The organism is Legionella resiliens (assembly GCF_021344005.1).
GTDB lineage: Bacteria > Pseudomonadota > Gammaproteobacteria > Legionellales > Legionellaceae > Legionella > Legionella resiliens.
Genome location: NZ_JAJTND010000001.1, coordinates 300,356 through 325,669, shown reverse-complemented (window position 1 = coordinate 325,669; position 25,314 = coordinate 300,356). Strand labels below are relative to the sequence as shown.

Sequence of the window (25,314 nt, the reverse complement as noted above, 5' to 3'; positions counted from 1 at the left end):
ATAAATATCTCTAGACAAATTTAAAAGTACGCTTACAACTTATTCGCTCTACAATAGAAGCTGAATATTCCCTCGAATTTCAAAGGGTTTATTTCGGGTTTATTTAGTTGAACGATCAATGGGGTCAGACTCGATTGATTCATTAATCTGTAATTTTCGGTAAACTGAAGAATGAAGAGGAATTATATACAAAACATGCTTATCGCCTATATCAATAGACATTAATTGTCTCTACATGCAGACATTATTCTTCGATGCTATATAATTGTGTCTATACGCAGGGCGCACTATACCTTGGCTCTACTTCATGCAAACAAATAAGTGAGCCTAATGTTTAAATTATGTGACTTCTCTTATTCCTAAAAGGACTTGAAATGAATAAAAACTCTTCATCCGGATTAATTAGAGCTCTTGGTTTAGGTGCTTTAATTATATATGGTGTGGGTGATATTCTTGGGGCCGGAATTTATGCCCTTGTAGGGAAAATTGCAGGTCATGCAGGTTCATTAACTTGGTTTTCATTTGCTATTGCAATGGGGATTATCTCATTAACCGCACTATCTTATAGTGAATTAGGGAATCGATTTCCTAAAAGCGGTGGAGTATCTATTTATATTCATGAGGCTTTTGGTACTCAATGGTTTTCGATATTAACAGGCTTGTTACTCTTTTGTGCTACGGTTCTCTCCATGTCAACTTTATCGCATGCATTTGCCGGATATCTGCGCGCTTTAGGATTTAATATCCCCGGTAGGCTAGATATTTTCGGTTTTTTGTTTATTTTACTCTTAATTAATCTACGCGGTATCAAACAATCCTCAATGGCTAATATAATAAGTACCTCAGTTGAGGTAAGTGGCCTACTGATAGTGCTTGGTTGTGGATTTTGGTACTTGGCAACACATCATAGCCACGTTATTGCCACTCCTACAGAAACGCCTGGAATAGGTGATGTGCTTCAAGGAACAGCTTTAGCTTTTTTTGCATTCACAGGATTTGAAGATATGGCGAATATTGCCGAAGAAGTTAAGGAACCCAAAAAGAATCTACCTCGTGCCATATTATCCTCTGTTGGAATTGCGGGGATTATGTATTTAGGAGTAAGTTGGGTAGCGACAACGATTATTCCAGGGAGTGAATTGAGTACCTCTGAAGCCCCTTTATTAGATGTAGTGAGCAAAGCTTCTCCTGTTCTTCCCAAATCTTTGTTTTCAATTATTGCCATTTTTGCAGTTTCCAATTCAGCTTTATTAAATTACATTACCGCATCGCGTCTGCTTTATGGGATGTCAAAGGAAAAACTTTTACCGAAATTGTTACAGAGGGTTCACCCTAAATTTCATACCCCTTATAGTGCTATATTTCTGATTTTTCCAATAGTACTTTGCTTGGTATCAACAAGTAATTTGGGCGATCTGGCAAGTTCTACAAGCGCAATAGTTTTGATAGTATTTTCATTAAGTAACCTGGCTCTAATAAAAATTAAACTTAATGCAAAAAAAGAGAAAATTAGTACTGAAATATTTAGAATTCCCTTCTTGGTACCTTGTTTAGCAATCGTTTTAAATCTCTCTGCCATCTTATTTTTGCCTCTACACAATATTATCCCTGCTGTAATATTGATTGGCATATGTGGTTTTATTACATGGATTATCATGAAGAGTTTGTTATCTAAAAATTGATTCAATCTACCTTAACCAATCAAGGTATCAGCCTTTGAATGGATCGATTGCTTTGTGATTTATTTGGATTCAGAAAATTGTGCCCAAATCTAGCAATTGAAGCAGTGAGAATCGGGATTTTAAAAATTTTCGAGAGTAATTTAAGACTATTGGATTTACAATTTAATCAATTGCGCCGAGAAGGCATTGCCGCAATATTAGGGTTAAAGAGACTCATCCTACTCTCACCCATGTTGCGTTGCATGGCAATGGTGTGTCGAATACGACAGAACTACAAGTGCAATTAAGTGAGAAGTTGATGAAAGTCTTCGGGACTTTTTGCGATAATACTCTTTAAAATGTACTTTGATAACAATAACTCAGTTAGTGTATTAAGCGTAACCAGGTTGCTCGCAGCCAGGATTTGCCCGCAGTGAAGGTATGGTGTTTTTCCAGGTGGAAGACCTCCCAACCATAGACTATACTTTTTTTACTGCTATCAAAAGGAGACTTATCATGGAACAAGCAACTCCAATGGAGTTAACAAAAATTAAAAAAATTGCTGCTGAGATTCAGGAATTTCCAACTAAAATTGACTCCACAGAGCAGGCTAAAAATGCACGACACTTACTGAAAAAATACGCATTATTATCTGAAAAAATCGAGAGAAACGTATTAATTGGTGAGGCATATCAAAAGGATCTTGCTAAAATTCGTACAGAAGAGTTCAAAGCCATAAGACGTAAATTAAAAGAAAAGGCAAATTTAGTTCTACAGGCAAAAAGCAACAACAACGTTCAAAGTGAAAAACCTGCGAAAAAAACCGTAAAAAAACCAACTTCCAAAAAAACCTCAAAAGCTGCTGACGTGGCAGTTGCAAAAGAAACAAACGCAAAAAAAACCGTGAAAAAAACATCACCTAAATCTAACAAAAAGGCTGTTCCCAAAGAAGGCGCATAATTTGGTTTTGTCGCAAAAGCGTTTATAAGCCACTTATGGACCAATGGGGTCAGGCTCAATTGGTTGGTAAAAACTCTTTTATCGTTGCATAGATTTTGCGAGTGTATGCCGGTCTCTAATATCAATCCCGATGGATTGAAATGGTTATTTTAATCCATCGCGTCTGACCCCATGATTACGCTGATTTCCAGAATAATCCCCCGTTTAAACCATCACACTCATCTTGCTTGACATGCTGAATTCAAATTGATTTAATTTACATTAAGAAAATCATTAGGGTTGGTACTCTTAAGTCATCCTGACTAACCCTGTCTTTAGAAGATTTTTGGTGATGGCTTTTATTGTTTATACAATAGGAGCCATTATCATGCGTCAATACGAATGTTCCCCGTATATTTTAAGTCTAAAAGAAGGGGAGGACTTATTTAAAAGCATAATAAATTATGCATCTTATGTTAATTTAAAATCTGCAAGTATCAGCGGTATTGGTGCTTTATCCAATGTCACAATGGGTTTTTATCATCGTGATACCAAACAACATACCAAGAAATTGTTTCAGGAAACCTACGAAATTGCATCCTTGACTGGCAATGTAACCTTAAGTGATGAAGGCTGGTTTGTACATATCCATGCAGCTTTAGGTAGTGATAATTTTCAACTTTTTGGTGGTCATCTCATTAATGCGGAAGCGAGTGCGTCAACAGAAATTGTAATTTTTCCTTTAAATTACACAGTAATGCGACGAAAGCATCCTGACTTGGATATAAAAGTCATATGTCCGTTTATAAATGAGGTGAAAGATGAAAACTATCGCTAATTCAAATGCGTTAACAGAATATAATCTTTATGATCTGCAATCTGATTTAAAACAGGCAGTCTGCAGTTATGACAAAAATGGCATTATTGTTCTTAAAGATTATATTAATCAGGCAGAACTAACTGGCTTATTGAGTGAAATTGAACTGATACAACACGATGCAGAATTGGATATTGCTCAAAACTGGGATAATGAAATCGTTTGTTTTTATTCTAAAAACCCCTTAAAGCAAGAATCAGAGCCTAAAGAATATGTAACACAGCCCTATTTTCAAGCCTCAAATCACAAAGGACATGTATTTTATGAAGTGATAGATAATGTAAGAGTAGTTAATCGGATTGGGCATGGCATGCATCTCATAGAAAAGTATTCAATGATGCAGCAAACAGTGTATCGGAACCCCATGCTGATGATGATTTTGAAGGGTATAGGATATAGAAGGCCAATTTGTCATCTGAGTGTTTATATTCCTAAGTATCCTTATGGCTCAGGTAGTGAAGTGAGGCCGCATCAGGAATCAACATTTGCTTACACTGAGCCTACCTCTGTAGCTGTTTTATGGTTGGCTTTGGAGAATGCATGTATAGAAAATGCATGCATGTATGGTATTATGGGTAGCAACCATTGGCCTTTGAAATGGGTTTCACGGGTAAGTCATCAACTTAAAACCAGACAATTTGAGCCGCTCAATGATGTTTATATTCCTGATTTTATCACAGAAAATTATTGTTATACGCCCTTAGAAGTTAAGGCAGGGGATGCATTATTATTTCATGGTAATTTTGTCCATTGCAGCCCAGTTAATTACTCAAGCTGTTCACGCAAGGCCTTATCTTTTCAATTCATCGAAACTGTGGGGGTTAATTATTCCAAGAGCAATTGGTTGCAGCCACCAAACCAAGCTAATTTATATTGACCCTAAAGAATAAGGAAAAATAAACATGTCTATGTATGATAGCAGTGAGTTCTTCAAAACCTATTTTGCTAATGCTAGTGAAAAATCCATACTGATTAACTTAATGCGCACTCGATTTTCTCCATCCTCGCATCAGCTAAATATTTTGGATTTAGGTTGCCATGATGGCGCATTAATAAAAAGAATAATTGATACTTATGCCTGTAGAATGCCCGCAAAAGTTACTATAACGGGTGTGGAGCCAAGTGGAGATGCTTTATTAGAGTATTCAAAAAATCAATTTTCTATTCCCGTTCAAATGAATACCTTTGCCGGCACTGCCGAAAGCTATTTTTTAAAACATCCAGGTGATGAATATTTTGATTGGGTTATCGCCTCCCAGTGCCTTTATTGGTCTTTGGATTTACCCTATATGGTTAGGAAAATAGCAGAATGTGGAGAGTCAGGCTTAATTGTATTAAGAGGACGTCGTGGAATTTATGAAATTCAATCCCACTTCAAGGCATATATAGGAAATCAAAACGAGCAATTTTATACTGCGGACGATATAGAATCCGCATTACTTAATTTGCATATACCTTTTGAGAAAGAAATTAAAACAACATCTATCCAATTACCTGATCAAGGGAGCCTGGAGATGAAATGGCTAATTGCTTTTTTTCTACAACAGAATAAAAAAGCTATAAATAGTGATATTTGTCAGGAAGTTGAATCTTGGATTTTAGCGAAAAATTCAAAAAAAATGGCACATGATGTGTGTTTTTTTTGGTTAGGAAAGGCAATGTTCAAGGGGTAAGTATGCGTTGTAACAATAAAAAAATAATTTGGCAGAGATACCTAAAAACGTTCCGTTTAGAGCCTATGTACTCCTGATACAGCAATTTACCGGCTATGAGAGAAGTTCTATTGGACTTGAATCAGTTTGAATGTTTCACTATGCTGGAACTATTACTCTAATCAAAAAACGGCTATGGCTCCATCAATCACCTTTATTATTCTATATTCTTTAATGCCTGCTGCATTAATGTTTATTGGGGGGGGAATTGCTAGTATTTATCAGCCGGGTAATCAGATAACCAGCGCCACGCAACATTTTGCTGCTGGAGTTGTTTTTGCTGCAGTAGCAAAAGAACTCCTGCCCAAAATTGGTGCTTATCACGATCCTTTTGCACTTATTATTGGTTTTTCATTAGGTGTTTTTGGAATGTTGTTCTTAAAATGGTTTACCAGTAGATTAGAAGATCTCGAACAACAAAAAAACGGTGTATCATGGGGGTTATTAACTGCAGTTGGAATTGATTTATTAGTAGATGGTATTTTGATTGGTGTCTCTTTTTTAGCGGGCGAAAGAGGAGGAGTTCTTATAGCTATAGCCCTTTCCATTGAAATTTTTTTCTTAGGATTATCGACCACGTCCACTTTAGGAGCAAGGCAAGTTAGTGTACCTATCCGTTTGTTAGCTAGTTTTATTTTAGCAATCTTGATTCCGATTGGTGCAGGTCTTGGTGCAAGTTTGTTAATTCATTTACCTCAAACGGTTACCAATGTAATTTTATCTTTTGGTGTGGCAGCGTTACTTTATCTTGTTACAGAAGAACTTTTAATTGAAGCTCATGAAGTTCGTGAAACTCCATCTATTACTGTATGTTTTTTCGTTGGATTTTTGTTAATTTTATTGTTAGAAGGCCTGGCAGCCTAAACAATGTTGATTTCTAGTTGACTGTCATATTCTTCGTTAACTTGCTTATCCAGGTTCTTTTTGCATGTTTCTATAAGATCCCTTAAGTTAGTTATATTTTCGCTCGGATTACTTTCTTTAGCTATTTCCAATATGCGGTGAGTTATTCCAAAATAAGGTATGGTTGTTTCGTAGTATCATAAATACTTAATTTATCAGGACGTCCATAATAGGTAACTTCTACATCTTTAAGGTCATTTAGCTGATGTTCTGGCATCATTGCAAAGGCATTTACCAGGTCATTGTCTCAGGCTTGAATTGTTTGTTTCTAAGCGATTGTTTTGTGGAACATAAAGGATATTGGGAAGCCTCTAAATGAAATAGAATAAATCAGTTAATTAAGGAACTTATTTTCTATGATTTTTTTTATAGGTTATTGATATTAAAATTAAAATAAATATACTTGCGGCATAATGAAGGGAATTCTTGAAGTGAATGACGAATGATGATTATTGCGATTGGAGGCCTTTAAAAACCATAAGAACCTTAAAGGTCCAACTCTTAAAAACAATCGTGGAAATATTCTGTGAAACGGCTGGGATACATGATGTCGATTTAGGACGCGCTAGTGATTTTCATGAAGGAAAAAAGCATAAAACAAATCCACAGATATCTCCGATACCTCATCATTCGTCATTAAAGTGTTATGAAAAAGAGAATAATTGCAAACTCCATACCTTACCTCTTTATTCATAGCTTATTAATCATCTTGGACTGGTAAATATATTATCAGGGACAGAAATTATTTAAGCTTAATATTTGAGTAATTATTATGCTCCATTTTGATTTAACTTAATTTATCCCTATAGGGTCAGATAAATGATTAGAAGAACAAAAAAAGATCAAGCTTTTGGTTACCTATCAACACAAGCCAAATTAAAAGTAGAGCTGAATAAAGCAAAAAATGACCAGGAAAAATTTATTCTTTATGTAAAGTTTGCGTCAATAATTGCCCAAGAAGAGTTTCTTGGCAACTCTTTTGGAGGAGCACAAAATCAAACTCTAAAAGCAGCAGTGATTGATACGATTAAGTGGTATTTGGATAAAGGAATAGATGTAAATACTGTAGATGAAAATAACAAATCAGCTTTAGCTTATGCGGTCTCATCACCCGAATTAGTTGAATTGTTTTTATCACAAGGTGCTAATCCGAATCTAAAAAGTAATTCAGGTAATACGCCGCTCCATGCCATTGCAGCCATACTCACCAGTATTTATACTAATCAGTTGCTGCAATCGGCTATATTACTCATAGCCGCTGGAGCAGACCCAGGTTTAAAAAATAAAGACAACGAAACTCCAATTGAATGCATTTATAGCGTAATTGATCAAGCTGGGGTCGAGGAAGCAAGAAAAAAATTTTTACAGGCAACAATGCCAAGTTCTATGGCAGTAACAAGGACAGTTTCTGGATGGGCTTTTTTAGGTGCTCCCATGCCAGAATTACCATTATCTCAGGAAGATATATCTGATATTGCCTTATTTGAAAAAGGTAAATATAGACAGTTATTGTGGTCCAAACCTTTATATCGTCATTTAAGAAATTGGATGTATTGTTCTTTCCAAAATATGGATTCGGATTGTGAGTCTCAATTATCTCGTTCATCAGACGATTTTTCCGAATTTGAACTACCTTCTTATGATATTTCAAATTCAGCATCAGATGATCAATTATCCATTCAAAGAAAAATAGATTCATTTCAAACTATTTCTCAAGATGTTCGGGATGCATTTTGTTTTTTTAAATCGAATAAGGATAATCAATGTCAGCCTAAATCTAAATTGGAGTGGGATGAAGATCCAGCAACGCTTTATTCATTGGATTAGGTTATGAGTGTTTAAAAAATTAGAGAGATTATCTTAAACAATTTTTTAAGATAATCTCTCAAGTAAGGTTAGTAAATAACTCGAAGCTTTAACCTCTCTCAATTGCTCAAAGTTGGGGAAATAAGTTAATTCCTATTCCTATAGTGCGATTGATAGACATAGCTGCCATGATTATTTTCCATGGCTTCTTCCATGAGCTCGATTACAACCCTTAAAAAGAACGCAGCCAAGGTAATAGTTAACCCTGTTATAGCGCGATTATTATCTTGAGAACAAAGCGATACCGTAAAGAGGAGTATGCCTGACAGCATGGCGATAAGTACCCCATTATTCAGTTTTTCATCATGATTCAATCTATAAAAAATACTGTGCCGGTTATTGCTTAATTGCTCTATTTGTTCTAAGCGGGGTTGCTCTAATTGTTCGAGTTCTGATTCTTCCAGCTCCGATTGTTGTCCTAATTCATTAATTATTTCCTCTAAAGGAGTAGCGAGCTGGGTAGTTATTGTTTTAAATTTTGTGCCATATTTGCTCATAATGCAACAATCCAAGTAATAAGGAATAATAGAATAACAAACATCGTATAAAATAAGCTCCCACTTTAGTAATTTTTTATTTTCAACATAAAAAGATGAGTGGAATAATTGTTTATATTTTCAAAGGGATCAATAGAAATTAGAACCATCCGGAAATTCCGGACGGTTCAAGAGGCTTGTGTCAATAAATAGTCTCAAAATGAATTATTGTTAATTATTTCATCAAGCTAACTGATTCTTCACTGGATTCATTTTCTGAATAGTCCCAATCGAACCAGTTGTCAGCATTGTTTTTAGTTCCACTCATAGAATTGAGCCCATTCATTTCCTGCAATATCAAACCGAACGCCTCACTGTGTTCTTCGTATTGCTCAACATGAGCATTAAGTGCTGCATTACCAAGATATGGACAATGTTTCAATTGATCTCTTTGAGAGCCACTGTTCATTTCCAGTATAAATAAATTCCAGTTGATGTCTTGCAAACTTTTTAGCTCGGTTGGTTCGAGATTTTCTTTCTTAAGAGAGGTTAGCACGGTGCTTCTGCAAGCATAAATGCGGGAATGTAATTCCGTTATATTTTCTAATAAACGACTGTGTTCTTGCTTTCGATTTTTTTCAATGGGTGTAAACATAATGAGTTGCCTTAATTTAAATTTGGTAGCTCAAATTATGAACAGTTAATGTTACTGAAATATTAACTTGGATGCGTATAATTGGATCAATAAGGTCATTCTTTGCATGGCTGATTTGCAAACTGCTTTAAGTATTCAGACAAATCCGCGGTTAGATAACAAGGAGTTATCTTTTTTTGCCTTTTTTATGGTTATCACGATGGAGACCAGTTTCTTTCTTTGATTGATTATAAACGCCTAAATCAGTTTCTTTTAATTTCTCGTTTGACTTTTCAATCCCTTTTTGAAAAGGATGTTTTTTCATAATAAACCTACTTAATCATTACATTTTAAGTATAGTATGCATTCTTATCTTCTGGATTAATTATAGGTATTAATTCAAGCACAGTACGCACCAGATACCTGGAACAATAGAGTCCCCTTTCTTGTGCCGAGTCTTGATCTGTTTAATGGGCTCAGAGGAAAAATCACTAATCGGATTGTTATCATTCGCCAGCAAGTTGCAAACAGGTCTTATGAGTTAACAAAACTGTTTGATCCAGGAGTTTCTATTATTCGAAAATATCCATTATCATGAGTCCTATGGCGCATAGAATGGTGCTATAATTAAAGAAGTAGATTGTGTCTAGGGAAAGCCTTCTCTTTTTAATTTGTTAGTCGTACCGAGAAAAGAGATATTGAGAGTTTAATGGAACTTCGTTATTCAAATACCTCTCCTTGTTCATTGGCAAAGTACCTATTAAATTTATGACTAAATTAGTCTTAAGCACTTACGCGTACCATATTGTGGAGTAGTATTAAGTTAAGCAGAAAATAAGAATCAGGTTAAATCCGATGTTAATGCACTATGCTAACAACGGAAGTAAGGGAAAGGAGTTTTCCTATGATTTTTGGTATTTTAAACCTAACAGTTTGGGAATATATTTTAGCCACCTTGGTTCTAACTCAAATCACTATTGCTGCGGTAACTCTTTATTTGCATCGCTGTCAAAGTCACCGCACTTTAATATTGCATCCAATAGTGAGTCATTTTTTTCGTTTCTGGATTTGGTTAACAACGGGCATGATAACCCGGGAATGGGTTGCTATTCATCGCAAACACCATGTAACGACAGATAGAAAGGGTGATCCGCATAGCCCTCAGGTTTTTAGTTTAAAAAAGGTTTTTTGGCAGGTTCCTGAGTTATACCGCGAAGCAGCAAAAGATAAAGAGATGATAGCAAAATATTCATTTGGCACTCCCAATGATTGGATAGAGCGTAATTTGTATTCTCGACATTCCCATAAGGGAATACTAATTATGTTTTTAATTGATTTGCTGCTGTTTGGTTTTCCTGGGATTACTATTTGGGCAATACAAATGATTTGGATTCCAATATCAGCGGGAGTAGTTAATGGAGTAGGTCATTATTGGGGATATCGCAATTTTGAATGTCCTGACAGATCAACCAATGTATTTCCTTTAGGTTTTCTAATAGGTGGGGAAGAGCTTCATAATAATCATCACACATACACTTCTTCGGCTAAATTTGCTGTGAAATGGTGGGAGTTTGATTTGGGCTGGATTTATATACGCTTTCTATCTTTTTTAGGACTTGCTAAGGTGAAAAAGCGTCCTCCCAAATTGGCTAGGGATAATACCAAACACTATGTTGATTTAAATACTGTAAAGGCAGTCATTAGTAACCGATTCCAAGTAATGTCCGATTACTACAAATGGGTCATTGTGCCCATTTTAAAAAATGAAAAACGCAGCCATATTAAAAATAAAAATGGATGGCATTTATTTAAAGGTGCTAAACGGCTATTACGCCAAGAAACCACAAAAACAAACTACCATTTGCAAGCTTTATTAAATCACTTCGAACAATTACGGCTTGTTTATAATTATCGCCAGGCATTGCAACAGATATGGCTAAAAAAAGTATCCTCGCAAAAAGAATTAATTGAATTATTAAGCCAGTGGTGCAAAAAAGCAGAAGAATCAGGTATCGAGGTATTGATTCAATTTTCACGCAAGCTAAAAAGCTATGTTTTACTTGGTGAAGGGACTCATTAGAAGGAGTGCTCCAATTAAAATGAATTCGCTTTATGGTTTTACGATAGTATTTGGTTGCCCTAATGAAGTTATTTTTTTGCCAGGAAGAGACAATACTTAATAGAAATTTCATTTAAGTTGCACTCGACCAGTTGCTTTATTTTTATCGCAGCATTTTTCGATTATTCTTTATAAATAATCTTCTTAATTACAAGCAAAATATCTTCCAGCAAGAGCAAAGAATTATTATTAAAATTCAAATGCTCTCAGCAATAATTAAATTCAAATTCCTTCGATAGGTAGGTTTTCTTTTAGAGTTAAGATTCTAAAAAGGCACACGCCCTATCAAAAGTAATATTAAATAAATTACTAAAATAAGCCCAATTATACCAACGGGTCCATAGCCCCATTCTCTGCTATGCCCCCATCTAGGTAAGGCCCCAATTAAAACAAGGATCAAAATAACCAGTAATATTGTACCCAGCATGATTGTTCTCCTTGAACTACATGTATCTATAACTATAGTACTAAAACTCTGTTTATACCTTGGTGAATCAAAGAATTATTAAATTTCGCGATTGGGGTATTGTTTTGGATTGTGATCACAATTCTGCTTCTTTCACATTGTACTAGGGTATTTTCAGCTCCAATGAGCGTGTAAAAATAGATTAATTCCAGTCCCCTAACGTGGAAATGTTCTGTAGAAGTAATTGTGACGGATTAGGATCAACTCTCTCAATTTTTTTCAGACTCCAGTTGTTCATTAATCGTTAGTATCTAAAATAAGCTAATATAAACTAAAAGGAGAATGAATTAATCTTTGGAGTTAAAAATGAATCATTATAGATTACGAATAATCGATAAGGAAACAATAGAAATAATTAGAGATATTGGAGGGTATGAAAATCTTCTTGAAAATGGCCAGGATACTTGGGCCAATACTGAAGAGGACGCTCGATTGAAATTGGTGGAGCAAAACATTTTTTCTAATTTTGGTAGAAACCGTGGACATTTACACCCAAGTAAAGAAAGTTATCGGGGATTAAATGATATTTGGACGAATCGAAACAAAGTCGCTATAAAGCTTATTTAATCTTAATAAGGAAAGCCCAATTTTTTTAACTTAGTAGGAGTTTGAATATAGTTAATTGGAGTAGCGCATTGATGTTGAACTAGATTTATAGGAGTCCATGGGGGCAGGCCTTCAATTTTGATTTTAAAAATTTTTGCTAGTTTTTTTGAGTATTTTACTTATCCTTGAATAATACAACCCGATAATAGTCGATTTCTTATAAGGTAATCTGAGCACTTTATTTCTAGTGCTAACCTAAATTCAAATTTCAAGGCCTGACCCCATAGACAAAATCTATTGCAAATGGGGTCAGGCTCGATTAGCTTGTAAAAACTCTTTTTTCTTCCCGTAGATTTTGCGAGTAATTAAGCATGTCTCTAGTATCAATCCATATAGATTGATATGGTTATTTAATCAATAGAGTCTGACCCCATTGATTTTTCTTAATGTAGGATTGGTACTATATTCTGTTTGTTTTTAAGACTAAGAGCGCCTAAAAAACAGACAATAGCGCTAATGATTAAATAAAAGCTTGGCGACAAAATATTTCCAGTAATATCAATCAAACTTGTCGCAATTAAAGGAGTTAGCCCGCCAAAAATCGCATATCCAATATTATATGAGAGAGCCATTCCTGTATAACGCACGGTCGTAGGAAATAATTCAATGATCGTGCAAGTATAAATTCCGGAAATACAGGCACTCAATAAACTTACTGCTATCATGACAATCACTACATAGCTAACTTGCTGTAGGGCTAATAAGTAAAAGAACGCATAACCCAAAAAAATAAAACTAAAGGAGCCGATTAGCAAAAATATTCGTCTCCCAAAATGATCAGATAGCCATCCTAATCCCACAAAAAGAATGGAACTAAGAATTAGAGCAAACGTATTGATGATATTAATAGTTTCTTTTGAATAATGTAATATTGAAGTTAAATACGTAGGCAGGTAAAGAAATAAAAGACAGGTTATGACCGCATCAAGCCACGTTAAAGCAACTCCTTGAAATAATTCCAATCGGTAATTACGGAATAATTCAAATATGGGAAATTTTGGTCGTACTGCATGATTGGATAATTTAAAAACAGGGGTTTCTGTCAGTTTTTTACGTAGCCCAATACTGATAATTCCTAGTATGCCACCAAGTAGAAAGGGAAGGCGCCAGGCCCACGATAAAATCTGTTCATGTGAGTAAGTCATCATTAATAAAACACAGATCCCCGAACCTAGAACCAAACCAAAATTAATTCCAAAAAATATAATTGCACAGGCCAGTCCGCGATATTTTGGACTCACATGTTCTGCCGCAAAAGTAATTGCGCCAGGGATTTCACCGCCTACCGATAAGCCTTGCATCAAGCGTAATAAAATAAGTAAAACAGGAGCCCCGATACCAATAGTTTCATGAGTAGGAAGTAAACCGATCAAAAATGTTGGCAACACCATTAATATTAAGGTGATAACAAATGTTGTTTTACGGCCATATGTATCGCCGAAATGACTAAATATTATTCCTCCCAAAGGACGAACTAGATACCCAAGAGCAAAGACTGCATATACACCCATCAAGGAAGCTAAGTGATTTGATTTGGGGAAAAATAATTGACTCAGTTCACTGGCCAGGAAGACATAAACGATAAAATCATAGAATTCCAATGCGCCGCCCAGAGAAGATAAAAATATTATTTTACGATTATCTCTAGATAAATTAATTATTGACATGCTTGTTCCTCATTCCAATGCATTTAATGGATGCTTGAATGTTCCATGTAGCTTTTTTTATGGAGTCCAGGGATTTGGCGCATGAAAATCGTATATATCCGCTGGTTTCACTAATCCCAAAAGCGGAACCGGGAATAAGTGCTACTCCTGCAGTATGTAATAAATAAGAGACAATATCGTAATCGTTTTTCAAGACAGTAGTACCAATCTTTTGCTGAATGTTGCAAAGATAATATTCATTAGCGTTTTCTAATTGATAGGTAATGGTGTCAGGAACAGTAAGGCCCAGCAGAAAACTTGCATCTGCTAAAATAAAAAATCCATTTCCGCCATTAATTATATTAAAGCCCGCTAATTTTAACTGTTGAGATAAATATTTAATGTTATAGGTATATTCATGCAAAGATTTATTTATCCAGTCTGTATAGGAAGATGAACCGGATAATTTGCTATTTATTCCAGCAATCAGGACTTGTTCTGTTAAACAAGAAACACTACTAACGGTCATGGCCTGAATGGCTGCCATTTTCCTTATCCATTCAGTATTAGCACCAATCATACCCGCTCGCATTCCGGGTGCTCCTATTAATCCCTTTGAAGCAGAATTAATTACAATACATCTATTTTTTAGTGATGGGTCAACATCGAGAAGAGTTATATGTTCTTTGAATGTAAGCTCTCGGTATACATCATCAATGATGATACTTAGATGAGAGTATTTTTGTACTATTTGCGCTATCTCAATTGCTACAGTTTTAGTTAAGTCAATTCCAGTAGGATTGTTTGGATAATTAAGAATAAGTGCCTTGGCTCTTGAATGGGTTGATATGGCTTTTTCCAACATTATTCCAGTTGGTTTAAAATAATCAGTTTGCGTGGGAATTTTAATTAGCTTACCACCAAGCATATTCACTTGTATTTCATAAGTACTGTAATACGGTTCAAATGCTAAAACCTCATCACCTTCGTCAATTAAAATATTAAATGCATTCCAAAGTCCCTGGGTAGCACCATTACTAATCATCACTTCGTTTTCTGTAAAATCAACCTGAGGATAATAAGACTTATACAGTCTTGAAATCGCTTCTAAAGTAGCTTGACTACCGTATAGAGGTGGATAATGAAATGCTAAACCTGATGCTGGCTTATCTAAATAGTTGCTTAAATCCTCTAGAATTGCGCTGTTGATGCTGAGATGAGGTTCCCCTATAGTCAAATTGATAAGGGCTGGCAACCCTGTTTTCTGTCGCTCTTGATCAACACATGGAACTTGCGCGAAAATCTTATCAATTGGATCTTGAGGGAAATTAGTTCTCCTCGTTAGATGAATCGATCTATTCACATTGAACCTCACCAGTATGATTTATAGGATAAGAAACCCAAACGTTAGGTTCTATATAGGTTCCAGTATTATTATCAAATTCAATTTTTACCGGTGATAATGCATCGTTTATCACATAGTTGCCATCGCCAGGGAATGGTACCTTGGTCCAGCGTTCCCATTGTTCAATTGAGGAGGTAATACAAGCCGATCGCTCACATACCTTTATTATTTGAGCTCCCAGGGATGTATGAGTCCGCAGCCATGGATCAAAAGGCAAGCCGTCTTTATTTTTCCATTCTATATACTTAATCATGGGTATGAGTGGATAAGCGCTTTTCAAACTCGGCCTGACTGGTACAATTAAGTGGGTATATTTTTTATTTTCCGAAATCCGTTTTAAATGTCGAAGAAGCATTTTGCTAATACCTTTATTGCGATAATTTTCAGCGACTGTGATAGATATTGCACATAACATATTGGCTCCATCACTGCTCTTCCGCAGATGAACTCCCTCATTCATTACCCAACTCAGGCCATTATCAGAAAGCCTGGAAAGAGATTCATGCCAGATGAGAGGTATGGAATTGGCTATCCCAATAAGTTCGTCTGTATCCGGACTGGATATGCTCACCTGAAAATCAGGATAGATTGCATATAGTTTGAAAATAATCTCATCCGGAATACGAATAAAATCAGGCCAAACCTGTTTTCTTAAAGCGCTTATTTGAGTAAGGCTATGATGTTGATCTGTTCCTGATTTCATTTCATATTGCAATGTGTTTTTCATAATGCGCTACATCCTAATTGCATGATTTAGCAAGGCATCCCACCAAATAACCATGGCATCAATAGCCTGCTTTGCTCCACTCAATACTTTATTTTTGTCTATAGACTTTATAAGGGAAGTTTTAGTATTTATCTTCATGTTGGTTATGGTTTCAATGTTAACGAATTTTCCAAGTTCATCTTTATGACTTTGTTCTACTCCACTCAAATGCATATCGTGGAACGCTTTCAAACGTGCCTTTTCCCATGTTTTATTTCGTTTGTATGCTATCTGTTGGGATATATCTCTAAAAACTTCATGCTCAAATATAGCGGCTGTTTCGGTTGCATACATGGCACCTAGCGTGCAAGAGGGGCAGGTCGAGATGAGTTGCATTATTTTATCAAAGAATTCAGTTGTTGGATTGAACTCACCTCTCTGTTCTACATCTGTTCCTATCTCAAATAATGCTTTTTTGTATATTTTGGCGTGATTCTCTTCTTCATTATAATTACGATCCAGCTCATCAAAAACAGCGGTTTGATTAAATTGTTTCGTGGTATTTGCTGCGATAGCCAAAAAGTATGGGTTGCGTAATGAAAATTGATAATGTTCTACCATCAGCCATTCCAAGGCATCTTCACTCCATCTAGTTAAATCCTTTAACTTGCTCTTTACTGCGGATGTAAATTGCAAATTTGCCACATCTATTTGTTCAGTTAATATATTTTCCTGATTCATAATTAATCCCTGTGTTTGAAAATATCTCCATATAAAGCGAGTGTATTTTTACTGACAATGGGTATTAAGTAAATTAGGATAATTCTATCTTCACCATAGCGTTTACTCTATATCTGCTATTTATTACAATAGTTTTTTATAGCAGTCGTAATCGTTTGAATCGCTTGGATACTTCTTATTTCATTGCGATACACTAAACACAACTCCTCGCTATAGACGGGTGCATCAATAATCTGTTTCAGTTTTTTAGGATATAAGGTGTTGGTCATTAGTGTTGGCAATATACCAATCCCACAACCATTAGCAGTCATGCTTGCAACAACTTCCAAGCTATTCATAGTAATAATACGATCAAAGATAAATCCCTGATCTCTTCCTTTGGTTAATAAAGTTTGAGTTTGTTGCAAATCGGGATCACATAAAACAATTGCCTCACCAGAATAGACGTCGTGGATTTTCCTTTTTTTTGTTATGCTCCAGAAAGTCATTTCATCGTTACATAGTTTGCTAATGATCAAATCGGGATGTTTCACTGGGTTCACTAAAATGCCTATATCAATTTTAAAATCAATTATTTGTTCTAAAATTCGTCGTGAAAGGTCATTTTTTAAATGGATTTCCAGTTTCGGATAAGTTTCTAGTAAATTAGGTAAAAACCCCGACACAATATCAATAGCAACTGTTGGGTGGCAACCCAAGGTATAGGAGCCTTGCACTTCAACTTTGGAGGCCAACGTTAGCGCTCTGGTATCTTGCCAATAATTTAGCAATTTTTTCGCATGAGCAAGTAATTGTTTCCCACTCTGGGTTAATGCAACACCGTGTTGATGCCTAATTAAAAGTTCTGTACCAACGCTGCGCTCTAAGCGCTTGATTGCGAGACTCAGTGATGGCTGGCTAATACCAAGTATTTCCGAAGCTCTAGACAGGTTTAACGATTTTGAAACTTCGATGAAATATTGTAATTCAGTAAATGTTGGCATCATTAATTTTTATCACCCGAAGATTAGCTTATTACCAGTAGTATCTATGTATTATAAGACCATTAAAAGCCTTTATAAATTATCAAATTAGCTCCTATTTTCTAGAGTAGCCTGCTGTGCTTGCAACCAGGATTAACTTGCCATGAATATAAAAATGCATGCATCGTTGTTCACGTTGAATATCATAAACAGATTTTTAGCTTTAATCTCAGTAATTACGTTTACTTCAATCAAATTGAGCCTAACTGTATTACAGTGTCGATAAATTTATATTTGTTTATTATTTGTGCTATATTATATGTAGTACTTTCTTAAAAAGATATTTATTATGGCCCAGATAGTCGGAGTAGTAGCCGCCCAGATAGCAATGGATAAGGCTGAAGAGATGTTACAGAAACAGGGGCAAAAACAGAGTCAAAACCAGGATCAAAACAAATCCCCTGGTGATGACCAAGGTGTTTCCATGAGTGCCCCTTCAGGAGGTATGTTTAGTCCAGATGCTGCAATGCAGTTCGCATCATCTATGTTGCCTAAAAACTTAGATTCGATTTTGCAGAAAAAGGGAAGTGGAGGAAAGAGTCAATCCTTATTAAATGAAGGAGAGGAACTACTTAACCAAGGCATACAGACGGGAATGTCATTTGTGAAAAAATAGTGTGTGCAGAATATTCAAAGTATCAGAAAATCTAATGAAGGCTTAAATCAGCCTTCATTAGTTGCATTATTATCCTATTTTCCTGATGAAGGCTTATTCAAGCGTTCACTTTCATCAGTTCCACTGTGGTCATTATCTGCAGTCGGAGTTTTATTTCTACTCTGATACATTTTAACTATTGTCTCAGTACGCTCTCTTAATACTTTCATTAAGTAGTTAGAGCAAGGAGATCGAGTAACGAACCCAGGCTGAGAAGTAACATCCTCTATTGGATTCAGATCAAGAGCTGCTACTTCGGCAACTCCCTTTGCTGTATGAATCATACTACCTGCTTTATCGAATTCATCCTCGCCTTTACTAAATTCGTCAGCGATTTTAAATTCATTTCGCGCATGCGTGATGGCTTCACTGGGAGGCGCCAGCTCACTTTCATATATCTTTTTTGTCTTTTGCTTGCTCTTAGCTTGTCCTTCCAACTCTTTGCGAGCTCCAGGTAATAAAGGCTTCTCACGCTTATCAAGGCTGACATTGACACCCGCCATTTCTTGATTGTCTACACCACCTGTTTTTTCATGAAGTTTTTTCCTTTCCTTGCATTTAAATTCATGATCCATGCACTCTTGACGGGAGATTGTGGCAGCGTCTTCTATTGTGTGAGCTAATGCCTTTACAATGACATTTGTTGAGCTTCCATTGTTTTTTTGATGTTCCTTATAGTCTACTTCACCAAAATTCCCATCCCCTCTCTCTGGAAGCTCATCTTTCGAAGTAGATTCCTCAGTATTTTGAAGCGAAGTGATAACCCAATTTGTAAAAGAAGATAAAGGGGATAATAGAAATTTAGCCCCTGACCAGGGATCATCATTCCCCGGGCCATCACTACTTGATGATGAGGATTCACTGCTGCTTTCATAAAAGCTGTCTAAATGACCGTAGTCTCTTTGTAATTCTTTCTCTGTGTTATTATAATCTGTATCACAATAGTCTTCATAGGTAAATCCACGGCCAGAAGACTCACATACTTCAACCTGAGTTGGTTCATTAGAAGTAGAATCATTACTATCTTCCCCACTACCAAAACCCATATCTATATTACTGTAACTCATAATCCACCTCGAACAACAAAATTTTACACTCACCTAAAAGGCATAAATTTAGAGGCAGTTAATATGATTTTTTGAAGATAAGAAGAGTTCACTTCGCCGAATCAAGTTTAGAAAAAAGCATATGCTTTTTCTTATTACTTGCCTCAGCGACAAACCCGTTTATTGATTAAAACTAAGTATGGTTTACCAGTTCTCCAGCTTACCTAAGGAGAAGACTCGCCGCACTGCATGAGCGATGAAATTAAAAACTAAATCAATCATGCTTGTACTTATTTTACCAAATGTACATTATGAAAACATTAAGTATATAATAAATTCTATTTTTCCCATTTATCCAAATGACCCGTTGCGGGATCAGAGCAATGGAAACATCATTTCTGTTTTAAGGTTTATACAGATGTTTTTAAAAATGGCTTGGGTTTCGATTTGCACATTCGTAGATTGTTCAGATTCTAAACGCAATAAATTCTTTGTATGCGTCGAAGAAAATACATTTATTTAACGTACTAGCAAATTATGATAGTTCATGTATATTTTATGTGCGAATGATTGGCTGAATAGTGAGGGAGATAACTGTGGTTAAATCAGTTCATGTTCTAATAGTAGGTGGTGGGATCTCGGGATTGACTTTGGCTAATTTATTAATTCATGGCAATAAAAAAGTTAAAATTCATGTAACACTATTCGAATCTCGATCGGAGAGTAGCAATCAGGAAAGCATAGGTGGTGGAATAGGTCTGTGGCCGCCAAGCCAGAGTGTATTGAGGAATATACCCAATTACCAAAAATTTATTGATCAATTTGGTTATAACATGCCACCCCCCAGTTACCGAGATTCCAATGGAAAGATATTGGCAAGAGCGAATGATGACTTTGGTGATCGATTTCCTATTCAATGTTTAAACCGGGACGATTTAATAAATTTCTTGTTAGCGGGTTTAAAAAATAGAGATGATGTTGAAATTATTACATCACAAAAAATCTGTGAATACAAAAGAGATAATGAGCAAATAGTAATTAATATTGATGGAAATAAATCCTATAAAGGAGATTTATTAATCGCTTGCGATGGCATTCATTCAAAAATCAGAAATTGTCTCATGTCTGAATTAGAAAAACCGCCAGTCTTTGAGACAGATCTTGGTTATACGTATTTTCGTGCAAATACTGAGATCCCTGTAAATACAAACCATAAATGGTGGTCCACCTCATTTGAAACATGGGGAACTTGCCAATCCAAAAAATACGGAAATCATGAGGTTCGCTTTGGTTATGTTCCGCTTAAACCACCCCATGTTTTTTGGTTTATTGCGATTAAAACACAAAAAAATCACCCATACCTATCGCCAATTGATGGTGTTGAGTTAGTAAACCAGGACACCAAGGAATTCCTGAAAAATTTGGTTCGGGAATGGGAACCTATTCGTACAGACTCTGGAGATACAGTTGTTGCGTATGAAGAATTAATTAACTTAACCAATAAAATACTAAGAACGGATATTGCTAAAATTAAAGGGGTTGAAAAATTTCCCTGGACATCACGGGATAATCGAGTTGTATTAATGGGGGATTCAGCTCATGCTACTGCTCCAAATATTGCACAAGGAGCAGGCTTGTGCATAGAAGATGCAGCTTGCTTGGCTTCCAAGCTGAACAGAGTAGACTATTTACAAGGTATCTCTGAATATGAACAAGAACGAAAACCACGTGCTAAAACAGTTCAAAATGTTGCGGATTTGATCGCGTCAGTAGGGCAAGTTAAAAATCCATTACTTAGAATGTTAAGAAATGGAGTTATGCGTTCTGCAACTACCCTTCTTCCATCGTTGCAACGACTTATATTTGAACATGCAGTATCCTTCAGCTTGGGCGGCTCAAAAAAGTCAGCATATTGGCAGGCTCCACGATTATTCATAACAGATGATGCGCGAACCTCTTTATTTGCCAGGGTTTTTCCTAACTTCCATTTACTTGATAATCATATAAAAGAATTTAAAACTTCAAGTATAGGAGGCAGTGGTTTAGGCGTTGTTACTGTAGAAAAGCCAACATCTTTTGCAAAGATATTCGGAGCGCTTGCTGGCTTCCCCAGTGAGATGAACAAGCAACCATTTTACGCAGAAGTAGTCAATTTATCTAAAGACGTACAACGTTGGAACAGAGTATTTGGCTATAACACGCCACAACAGAAAACATATACAACAACACACTCGCTTTATCGTGGATTTAACCAACAAATGTATTTAAGTGAAGGCATTGGTGGTATTTTAGATAAAGCATTTCGCTTTATCTACAAAATAGAGCTTCAACCCGATAAATCGTTAAAATATGAATCGCAAGGCATAACAATTTTTGATTCATTCAAACTGCCATTACCCACATTTTTATTACCAAAATCAGAGTGGACCGAAAAACCAACAGAAACAGGTTGGAAATTTGATGGTAAAGTCTCGTTCCCGATGATAGGGACCTTATTGCATTATTATGGTCATTTTCAAGCCGACAAAACAGAGGTTGTGAAGAATAAACGAATCATTATAGCAGGTGGCTCTGGTATGATCGGACAAGAGGTATGTTTGGAATTTATTAAAAAAGGGTATGAGGTATATTGCTTAAGCCGTTCTGCGAATACATTAATTAATATTGAAGGGGTCAAAGTCAGAGGCATTGATGAAGATTGGTCCGATCTAATTGATAAAAATACAATCATATTAAACTTGAGTGGGGCAAATCCAGGCGCTAAAAGATGGACCTCTTCTGTAAAAGCGGATATAGCAGAGTCACGCTTTCGAGTAATAGATACAATAATTCGTAACATAGAAAATGCTAGCGAAAAGCCATTAAAATATCTCCAGGCTTCAGCAGCTGGATTTTATGGAAATGCTGGCGATTCAATTTTGACTGAGGAAAGTGAACCAGTATTCGGTGGTGAGCCTGGAACAAAATTCAGAGTAGAAGTCTGTAAAGAAATTGAAAATAGAGCTGAAAAAGCGAATTGCAATGTGATTAATTTAAGAATTGGGCATGTTCTATCCAATAGAGGTGGTCTTTTACCCTATTATAGATACGCTGGTTTTTTCTGTACCAGTCGATTTGGTTCTGGGAATCAATACGTCCCTTTTGTACAGGTTAAAGATGTTGCTAAAGCGATTGAATTTATTGCGAACAACGACACGATTATGGACGGCGCAATAAATATAACTGCCCCGCAGCCATGTCGTAATTCTGAAATGTTGAACGAATTGAGATTAGTCAAATCGGGACCTGGAGTACCTCTATCCGAGTCAGTTTTAAAAATACTCCTCGGCGAGTCATCTGTTATATTAACGGATTCTGAACGAGTAGAGCCGAAAAGGTTACTCGAGAGCGGGTTCAAATTTAATTACGATACCCTACAAGAATCATTATTCGGATTGAAGTAGGCTGCAAAGTATTAAATATTATGATTTTAAAATTTATTGCTGAAAAACTTAAAGATATCAACAACACAGTCTTGGGTGGCAATGCAAAAGAACTCCTTAAAATCTTTATGAGCGGGTTCGGTCTATTTTGTCAATTGCCTATTAACCCCTTAAATGTTAGGATACCTGCTCGTAGTTTAATTAAAGCGCGCAATATCCTTTAGGTTTTCTTATTTATCGATGCCTACTCTTAAGATCATTGTACGTAACAACTTAAGGAAACGGCAATGAAACAAAATAAGATATATGTAGGCAACTTACCATTTGGCATTACCGAAGAAACGTTACAAGCAGAATTTTCTAAATATGGTAAGGTAGACGAGCTTGTGTTAATTAAAGATCACATTACTGGTCAAACCAAGGGTTTTGGCTTTATCACCTTCAGTTCCCAACAGGATGCCCAGTCTTCTTTAGAAATGAATGGGAAAGCATTAGAAGGACGCCCATTAAAAGTTAATATGGCTCAAGAGAAAATAAATAAAACTTCGCGCGGACGTCATAGATAATTTGTCCTCATTTGATAATCTAATATTAAGCGTTTAGGTTCATCTGGAGCATTGTCTTCTCCTGATGAACCTGTACCTTATTCACAATACAGCCATTGATGTCATTATTTTGCTTTGTAATGGGTTGTGGCGTCTATCATTCCTGACAAAGAGGGTCTCTTGAAGGAGACATTTCGAAGTTCCTAAACAGGTACACGGCTCAGTATTCTGACCCATAGGGAAATAAACCAAGTGATGGTTAATTATGACCCAGATTATAGAGATGCTTAAAATGTGCTTTTACTGCAGGGACTAACGTTGGATAACTACGGTATTTGAGTCCAAATTCTTTAACGGTTTCCTCTACAATCCTCGAAATCTTGGGATAATGAATATGGGAAATAGTCGGAAAAAAATGGTGTTCTATTTGATAATTCAAACCGCCTATAAACCATGTTAAAAGACGATTTTTTGGGGAAAAATTTGATGTGGTTTTTATTTGATGACTTGCCCAATCATGATAGATATTATTATTCCTGTCAGGCTTTGGGTATTCTGTATCTTCAGTTACATGTGCTAGCTGGAACACCACCGCAATGATAAGTCCTGTAACAGCATGCAGCATGATAAAACCTATCAGCCACTGAAAAAAATTAATGTTTAAACAAAGTAAAGGAATAAGAAGTAAATAAGTAAAGTAAATGGTTTTTGAACCTATTAAAAAAGCAAGTTCTCGCCGGTATTGTTTTTTTGATTTAATTAAACCCATTAAAAAATATTTTTTCAACTGAGCGAATTCTTTATGCAACACCCAGATTAACGTAGTCATCCCATATAAGAAAATAGCGTATATATGTTGAAGCTTAAAAATTAATTTCTGTTTATCATGAGGAGAAAAGCGCATAAATCCATAAGGATTTAAGTCTTCATCAATATCATAAATGTTAGTGAATCGATGATGCAGAACATTATGTTGTAGCCTCCAACAAATCGGGTTTCCACCTATGATAATCACATATATGAACGTCCCCCACAGAGTATTTGCCTTTGGTGATGAGGAAAATGAACCATGGATACAGTCATGCATTACACTCATACCCAAACCGGCTATTGCTGTTCCCATAATCACTATAAGTAAAATCATAGTTAGAGTACTGTGGCTGCCCATTAATAGTACGCTATAGGGAATAAATAACATTGATATTAAAAGGATGCTTTTAATCGTGACGGCATAACCACCGTGTTTAGAAATATTCAATTTTTTAAAATGATCATTCACTCTTTGTCGGAGTAAACTATACAAATCTGCTTGCTTAAAATTAACCATAAATTAAACCAATCTCTTGAGAATGTTTTTTGATGTTTTGATTAACTATCAACATATAAGGGATCTTTTTTAGCGTTATCTTTTACAGTAGTTAAAAAAATATGACGACTTTCTTTATCTGAATAACTATTAATCCCAATTAGTTTTCTAGAACATGAAAGACATAGACGATAGCAAAGGAGCTTTCCCTTCGAAACTCGGTATTGGCCTCTTATTGAAAAATAATCTTTAATTTCTAAACAATAATGACAGATATTGTCGTTCATAAAAATCCTACCAAATAGCCAAAGATGCTTCCAAATGACTATTAGATAAAGTTAAGAAATTAATAATAAAAATGAAATTTCACATGATAGGCAATAAGAAGATAATAGATGGTTCATAACTAAACCAAAGTTGAAGTATAACACATAATTGTCTAATAAGCCTGATTATTTCAAAATTTAAAAGCACTGTCCCCAAAATATGGATATCTATTGGCCCAGGCCTTATGCCTATTTATATAAAAAACAAAAGGCAAGGCCAGGGCCTATGCACTGC

The 25,314-nt window shown here is 35.7% G+C and carries 24 protein-coding genes; 12 read left to right on the top strand and 12 right to left on the bottom strand.

All coding sequences use genetic code 11. From position 1 onward, the window contains the following. Nucleotides 1-374: 374 nt before the first annotated feature. The 7 genes from LXO92_RS01390 (at nucleotide 375) to LXO92_RS01360 (ending at nucleotide 7,919) form a co-directional block, all read left to right on the top strand. Entirely contained in the window at nucleotides 375-1,682 is a 1,308-nt protein-coding gene (locus LXO92_RS01390; protein WP_232890250.1) for an APC family permease, read from the top strand. A gap of 495 nt (nucleotides 1,683-2,177) precedes the next feature. Further along, nucleotides 2,178-2,621 carry a hypothetical protein gene (locus LXO92_RS01385; RefSeq protein WP_232890248.1) on the top strand — a complete coding sequence of 148 codons (444 nt, stop codon included), beginning with the start codon at nucleotides 2,178-2,180 and terminating at the stop codon, nucleotides 2,619-2,621. 367 nt (nucleotides 2,622-2,988) lie between these two features. Continuing rightward, complete coding sequence (locus LXO92_RS01380) at nucleotides 2,989-3,438, top strand: PPC domain-containing DNA-binding protein (RefSeq protein WP_182350963.1); 450 nt, start codon at nucleotides 2,989-2,991, stop codon at nucleotides 3,436-3,438. Continuing rightward, complete coding sequence (locus LXO92_RS01375; RefSeq protein ID WP_232890246.1) at nucleotides 3,422-4,354, top strand: phytanoyl-CoA dioxygenase family protein; 933 nt, start codon at nucleotides 3,422-3,424, stop codon at nucleotides 4,352-4,354. The genes LXO92_RS01380 and LXO92_RS01375 overlap by 17 nt, the downstream gene beginning before the upstream one ends. A 25-nt stretch (nucleotides 4,355-4,379) precedes the next feature. Continuing rightward, entirely contained in the window at nucleotides 4,380-5,150 is a 771-nt protein-coding gene (locus LXO92_RS01370) for a class I SAM-dependent methyltransferase (protein WP_232890244.1), read from the top strand. 174 nt (nucleotides 5,151-5,324) lie between these two features. Further along, nucleotides 5,325-6,053, top strand: a complete 729-nt coding sequence (locus LXO92_RS01365) for a ZIP family metal transporter (protein WP_182350960.1) — start codon at nucleotides 5,325-5,327, stop codon at nucleotides 6,051-6,053. A gap of 858 nt (nucleotides 6,054-6,911) precedes the next feature. Continuing rightward, the gene (locus LXO92_RS01360; protein ID WP_232890242.1) at nucleotides 6,912-7,919 is read left to right on the top strand and encodes an ankyrin repeat domain-containing protein; all 1,008 of its coding nucleotides are present in this window, start codon (nucleotides 6,912-6,914) and stop codon (nucleotides 7,917-7,919) included. Between the two features lie 125 nt (nucleotides 7,920-8,044). Here LXO92_RS01360 and LXO92_RS01355 read toward each other — a convergent pair whose 3' ends face one another. From LXO92_RS01355 to LXO92_RS01345, 3 genes are all read right to left on the bottom strand, one after another. Beyond that, nucleotides 8,045-8,455, bottom strand: a complete 411-nt coding sequence (locus LXO92_RS01355; RefSeq protein WP_182350958.1) for a hypothetical protein — start codon at nucleotides 8,453-8,455, stop codon at nucleotides 8,045-8,047. Nucleotides 8,456-8,669: 214 nt separating this feature from the next. After that, complete coding sequence (locus LXO92_RS01350) at nucleotides 8,670-9,089, bottom strand: hypothetical protein (protein WP_182350957.1); 420 nt, start codon at nucleotides 9,087-9,089, stop codon at nucleotides 8,670-8,672. Nucleotides 9,090-9,255: 166 nt separating this feature from the next. Beyond that, nucleotides 9,256-9,393 carry a hypothetical protein gene (locus LXO92_RS01345; RefSeq protein ID WP_182350956.1) on the bottom strand — a complete coding sequence of 46 codons (138 nt, stop codon included), beginning with the start codon at nucleotides 9,391-9,393 and terminating at the stop codon, nucleotides 9,256-9,258. A 579-nt stretch (nucleotides 9,394-9,972) separates the two neighbouring features. Between LXO92_RS01345 and LXO92_RS01340 the strand changes: the two genes are divergently transcribed. After that, nucleotides 9,973-11,148 carry a DesA family fatty acid desaturase gene (locus tag LXO92_RS01340; protein ID WP_232890240.1) on the top strand — a complete coding sequence of 392 codons (1,176 nt, stop codon included), beginning with the start codon at nucleotides 9,973-9,975 and terminating at the stop codon, nucleotides 11,146-11,148. 304 nt (nucleotides 11,149-11,452) lie between these two features. Here the strand turns inward: LXO92_RS01340 and LXO92_RS01335 are convergent, their stop codons facing one another. Next, on the bottom strand, nucleotides 11,453-11,614 hold the full coding sequence (locus LXO92_RS01335) for a DUF3309 family protein (RefSeq protein ID WP_182350954.1): 162 nt from the start codon (nucleotides 11,612-11,614) through the stop codon (nucleotides 11,453-11,455). Nucleotides 11,615-11,959: 345 nt separating this feature from the next. Between LXO92_RS01335 and LXO92_RS01330 the strand changes: the two genes are divergently transcribed. After that, nucleotides 11,960-12,220, top strand: coding sequence for a hypothetical protein (locus LXO92_RS01330; RefSeq protein WP_182350953.1), 261 nt, complete (start codon nucleotides 11,960-11,962; stop codon nucleotides 12,218-12,220). A gap of 422 nt (nucleotides 12,221-12,642) precedes the next feature. On the opposite strand, the gene LXO92_RS01325 is transcribed toward LXO92_RS01330, so the two are convergent. The 5 genes from LXO92_RS01325 to LXO92_RS01305 all read right to left on the bottom strand — a co-directional run bounded on the left by LXO92_RS01325 (nucleotide 12,643) and on the right by LXO92_RS01305 (nucleotide 17,743). Further along, entirely contained in the window at nucleotides 12,643-13,926 is a 1,284-nt protein-coding gene (locus tag LXO92_RS01325) for an MFS transporter (RefSeq protein WP_182350952.1), read from the bottom strand. Beyond that, complete coding sequence (locus tag LXO92_RS01320; protein WP_232890238.1) at nucleotides 13,913-15,268, bottom strand: pyridoxal phosphate-dependent aminotransferase; 1,356 nt, start codon at nucleotides 15,266-15,268, stop codon at nucleotides 13,913-13,915. Before LXO92_RS01320 ends, LXO92_RS01325 begins: the two co-directional genes overlap by 14 nt. Beyond that, complete coding sequence (locus LXO92_RS01315) at nucleotides 15,261-16,037, bottom strand: GNAT family N-acetyltransferase (protein ID WP_232890236.1); 777 nt, start codon at nucleotides 16,035-16,037, stop codon at nucleotides 15,261-15,263. Before LXO92_RS01315 ends, LXO92_RS01320 begins: the two co-directional genes overlap by 8 nt. Before the next feature lie 6 nt (nucleotides 16,038-16,043). After that, nucleotides 16,044-16,757: a DUF3865 domain-containing protein gene (locus tag LXO92_RS01310; RefSeq protein ID WP_232890234.1), complete on the bottom strand. Its 714-nt coding sequence runs from the start codon at nucleotides 16,755-16,757 to the stop codon at nucleotides 16,044-16,046. 116 nt (nucleotides 16,758-16,873) lie between these two features. After that, nucleotides 16,874-17,743 (bottom strand): LysR family transcriptional regulator, encoded by an 870-nt coding sequence (locus LXO92_RS01305; protein ID WP_182350948.1) that lies wholly within the window; start codon nucleotides 17,741-17,743, stop codon nucleotides 16,874-16,876. 325 nt (nucleotides 17,744-18,068) lie between these two features. On the opposite strand from LXO92_RS01305, the gene LXO92_RS01300 reads away from it, so the two are divergent. Then, the gene (locus LXO92_RS01300; RefSeq protein WP_232890232.1) at nucleotides 18,069-18,395 is read left to right on the top strand and encodes a hypothetical protein; all 327 of its coding nucleotides are present in this window, start codon (nucleotides 18,069-18,071) and stop codon (nucleotides 18,393-18,395) included. Between the two features lie 74 nt (nucleotides 18,396-18,469). On the opposite strand, the gene LXO92_RS01295 is transcribed toward LXO92_RS01300, so the two are convergent. After that, nucleotides 18,470-19,501, bottom strand: a complete 1,032-nt coding sequence (locus LXO92_RS01295) for a hypothetical protein (RefSeq protein ID WP_232890230.1) — start codon at nucleotides 19,499-19,501, stop codon at nucleotides 18,470-18,472. A 575-nt stretch (nucleotides 19,502-20,076) separates the two neighbouring features. Between LXO92_RS01295 and LXO92_RS01290 the strand changes: the two genes are divergently transcribed. After that, complete coding sequence (locus LXO92_RS01290; protein ID WP_232890228.1) at nucleotides 20,077-22,923, top strand: DUF1731 domain-containing protein; 2,847 nt, start codon at nucleotides 20,077-20,079, stop codon at nucleotides 22,921-22,923. Between the two features lie 266 nt (nucleotides 22,924-23,189). Further along, nucleotides 23,190-23,468, top strand: coding sequence for an RNA recognition motif domain-containing protein (locus LXO92_RS01285; RefSeq protein ID WP_182350945.1), 279 nt, complete (start codon nucleotides 23,190-23,192; stop codon nucleotides 23,466-23,468). 238 nt (nucleotides 23,469-23,706) lie between these two features. Here LXO92_RS01285 and LXO92_RS01280 read toward each other — a convergent pair whose 3' ends face one another. Beyond that, nucleotides 23,707-24,774, bottom strand: a complete 1,068-nt coding sequence (locus LXO92_RS01280; protein WP_232890227.1) for a fatty acid desaturase family protein — start codon at nucleotides 24,772-24,774, stop codon at nucleotides 23,707-23,709. Between the two features lie 41 nt (nucleotides 24,775-24,815). Continuing rightward, a complete protein-coding gene (locus tag LXO92_RS01275) occupies nucleotides 24,816-25,040 on the bottom strand; it encodes a hypothetical protein (protein WP_232890225.1) in 225 nt (74 codons plus the stop codon). Nucleotides 25,041-25,314 lie beyond the last annotated feature (274 nt).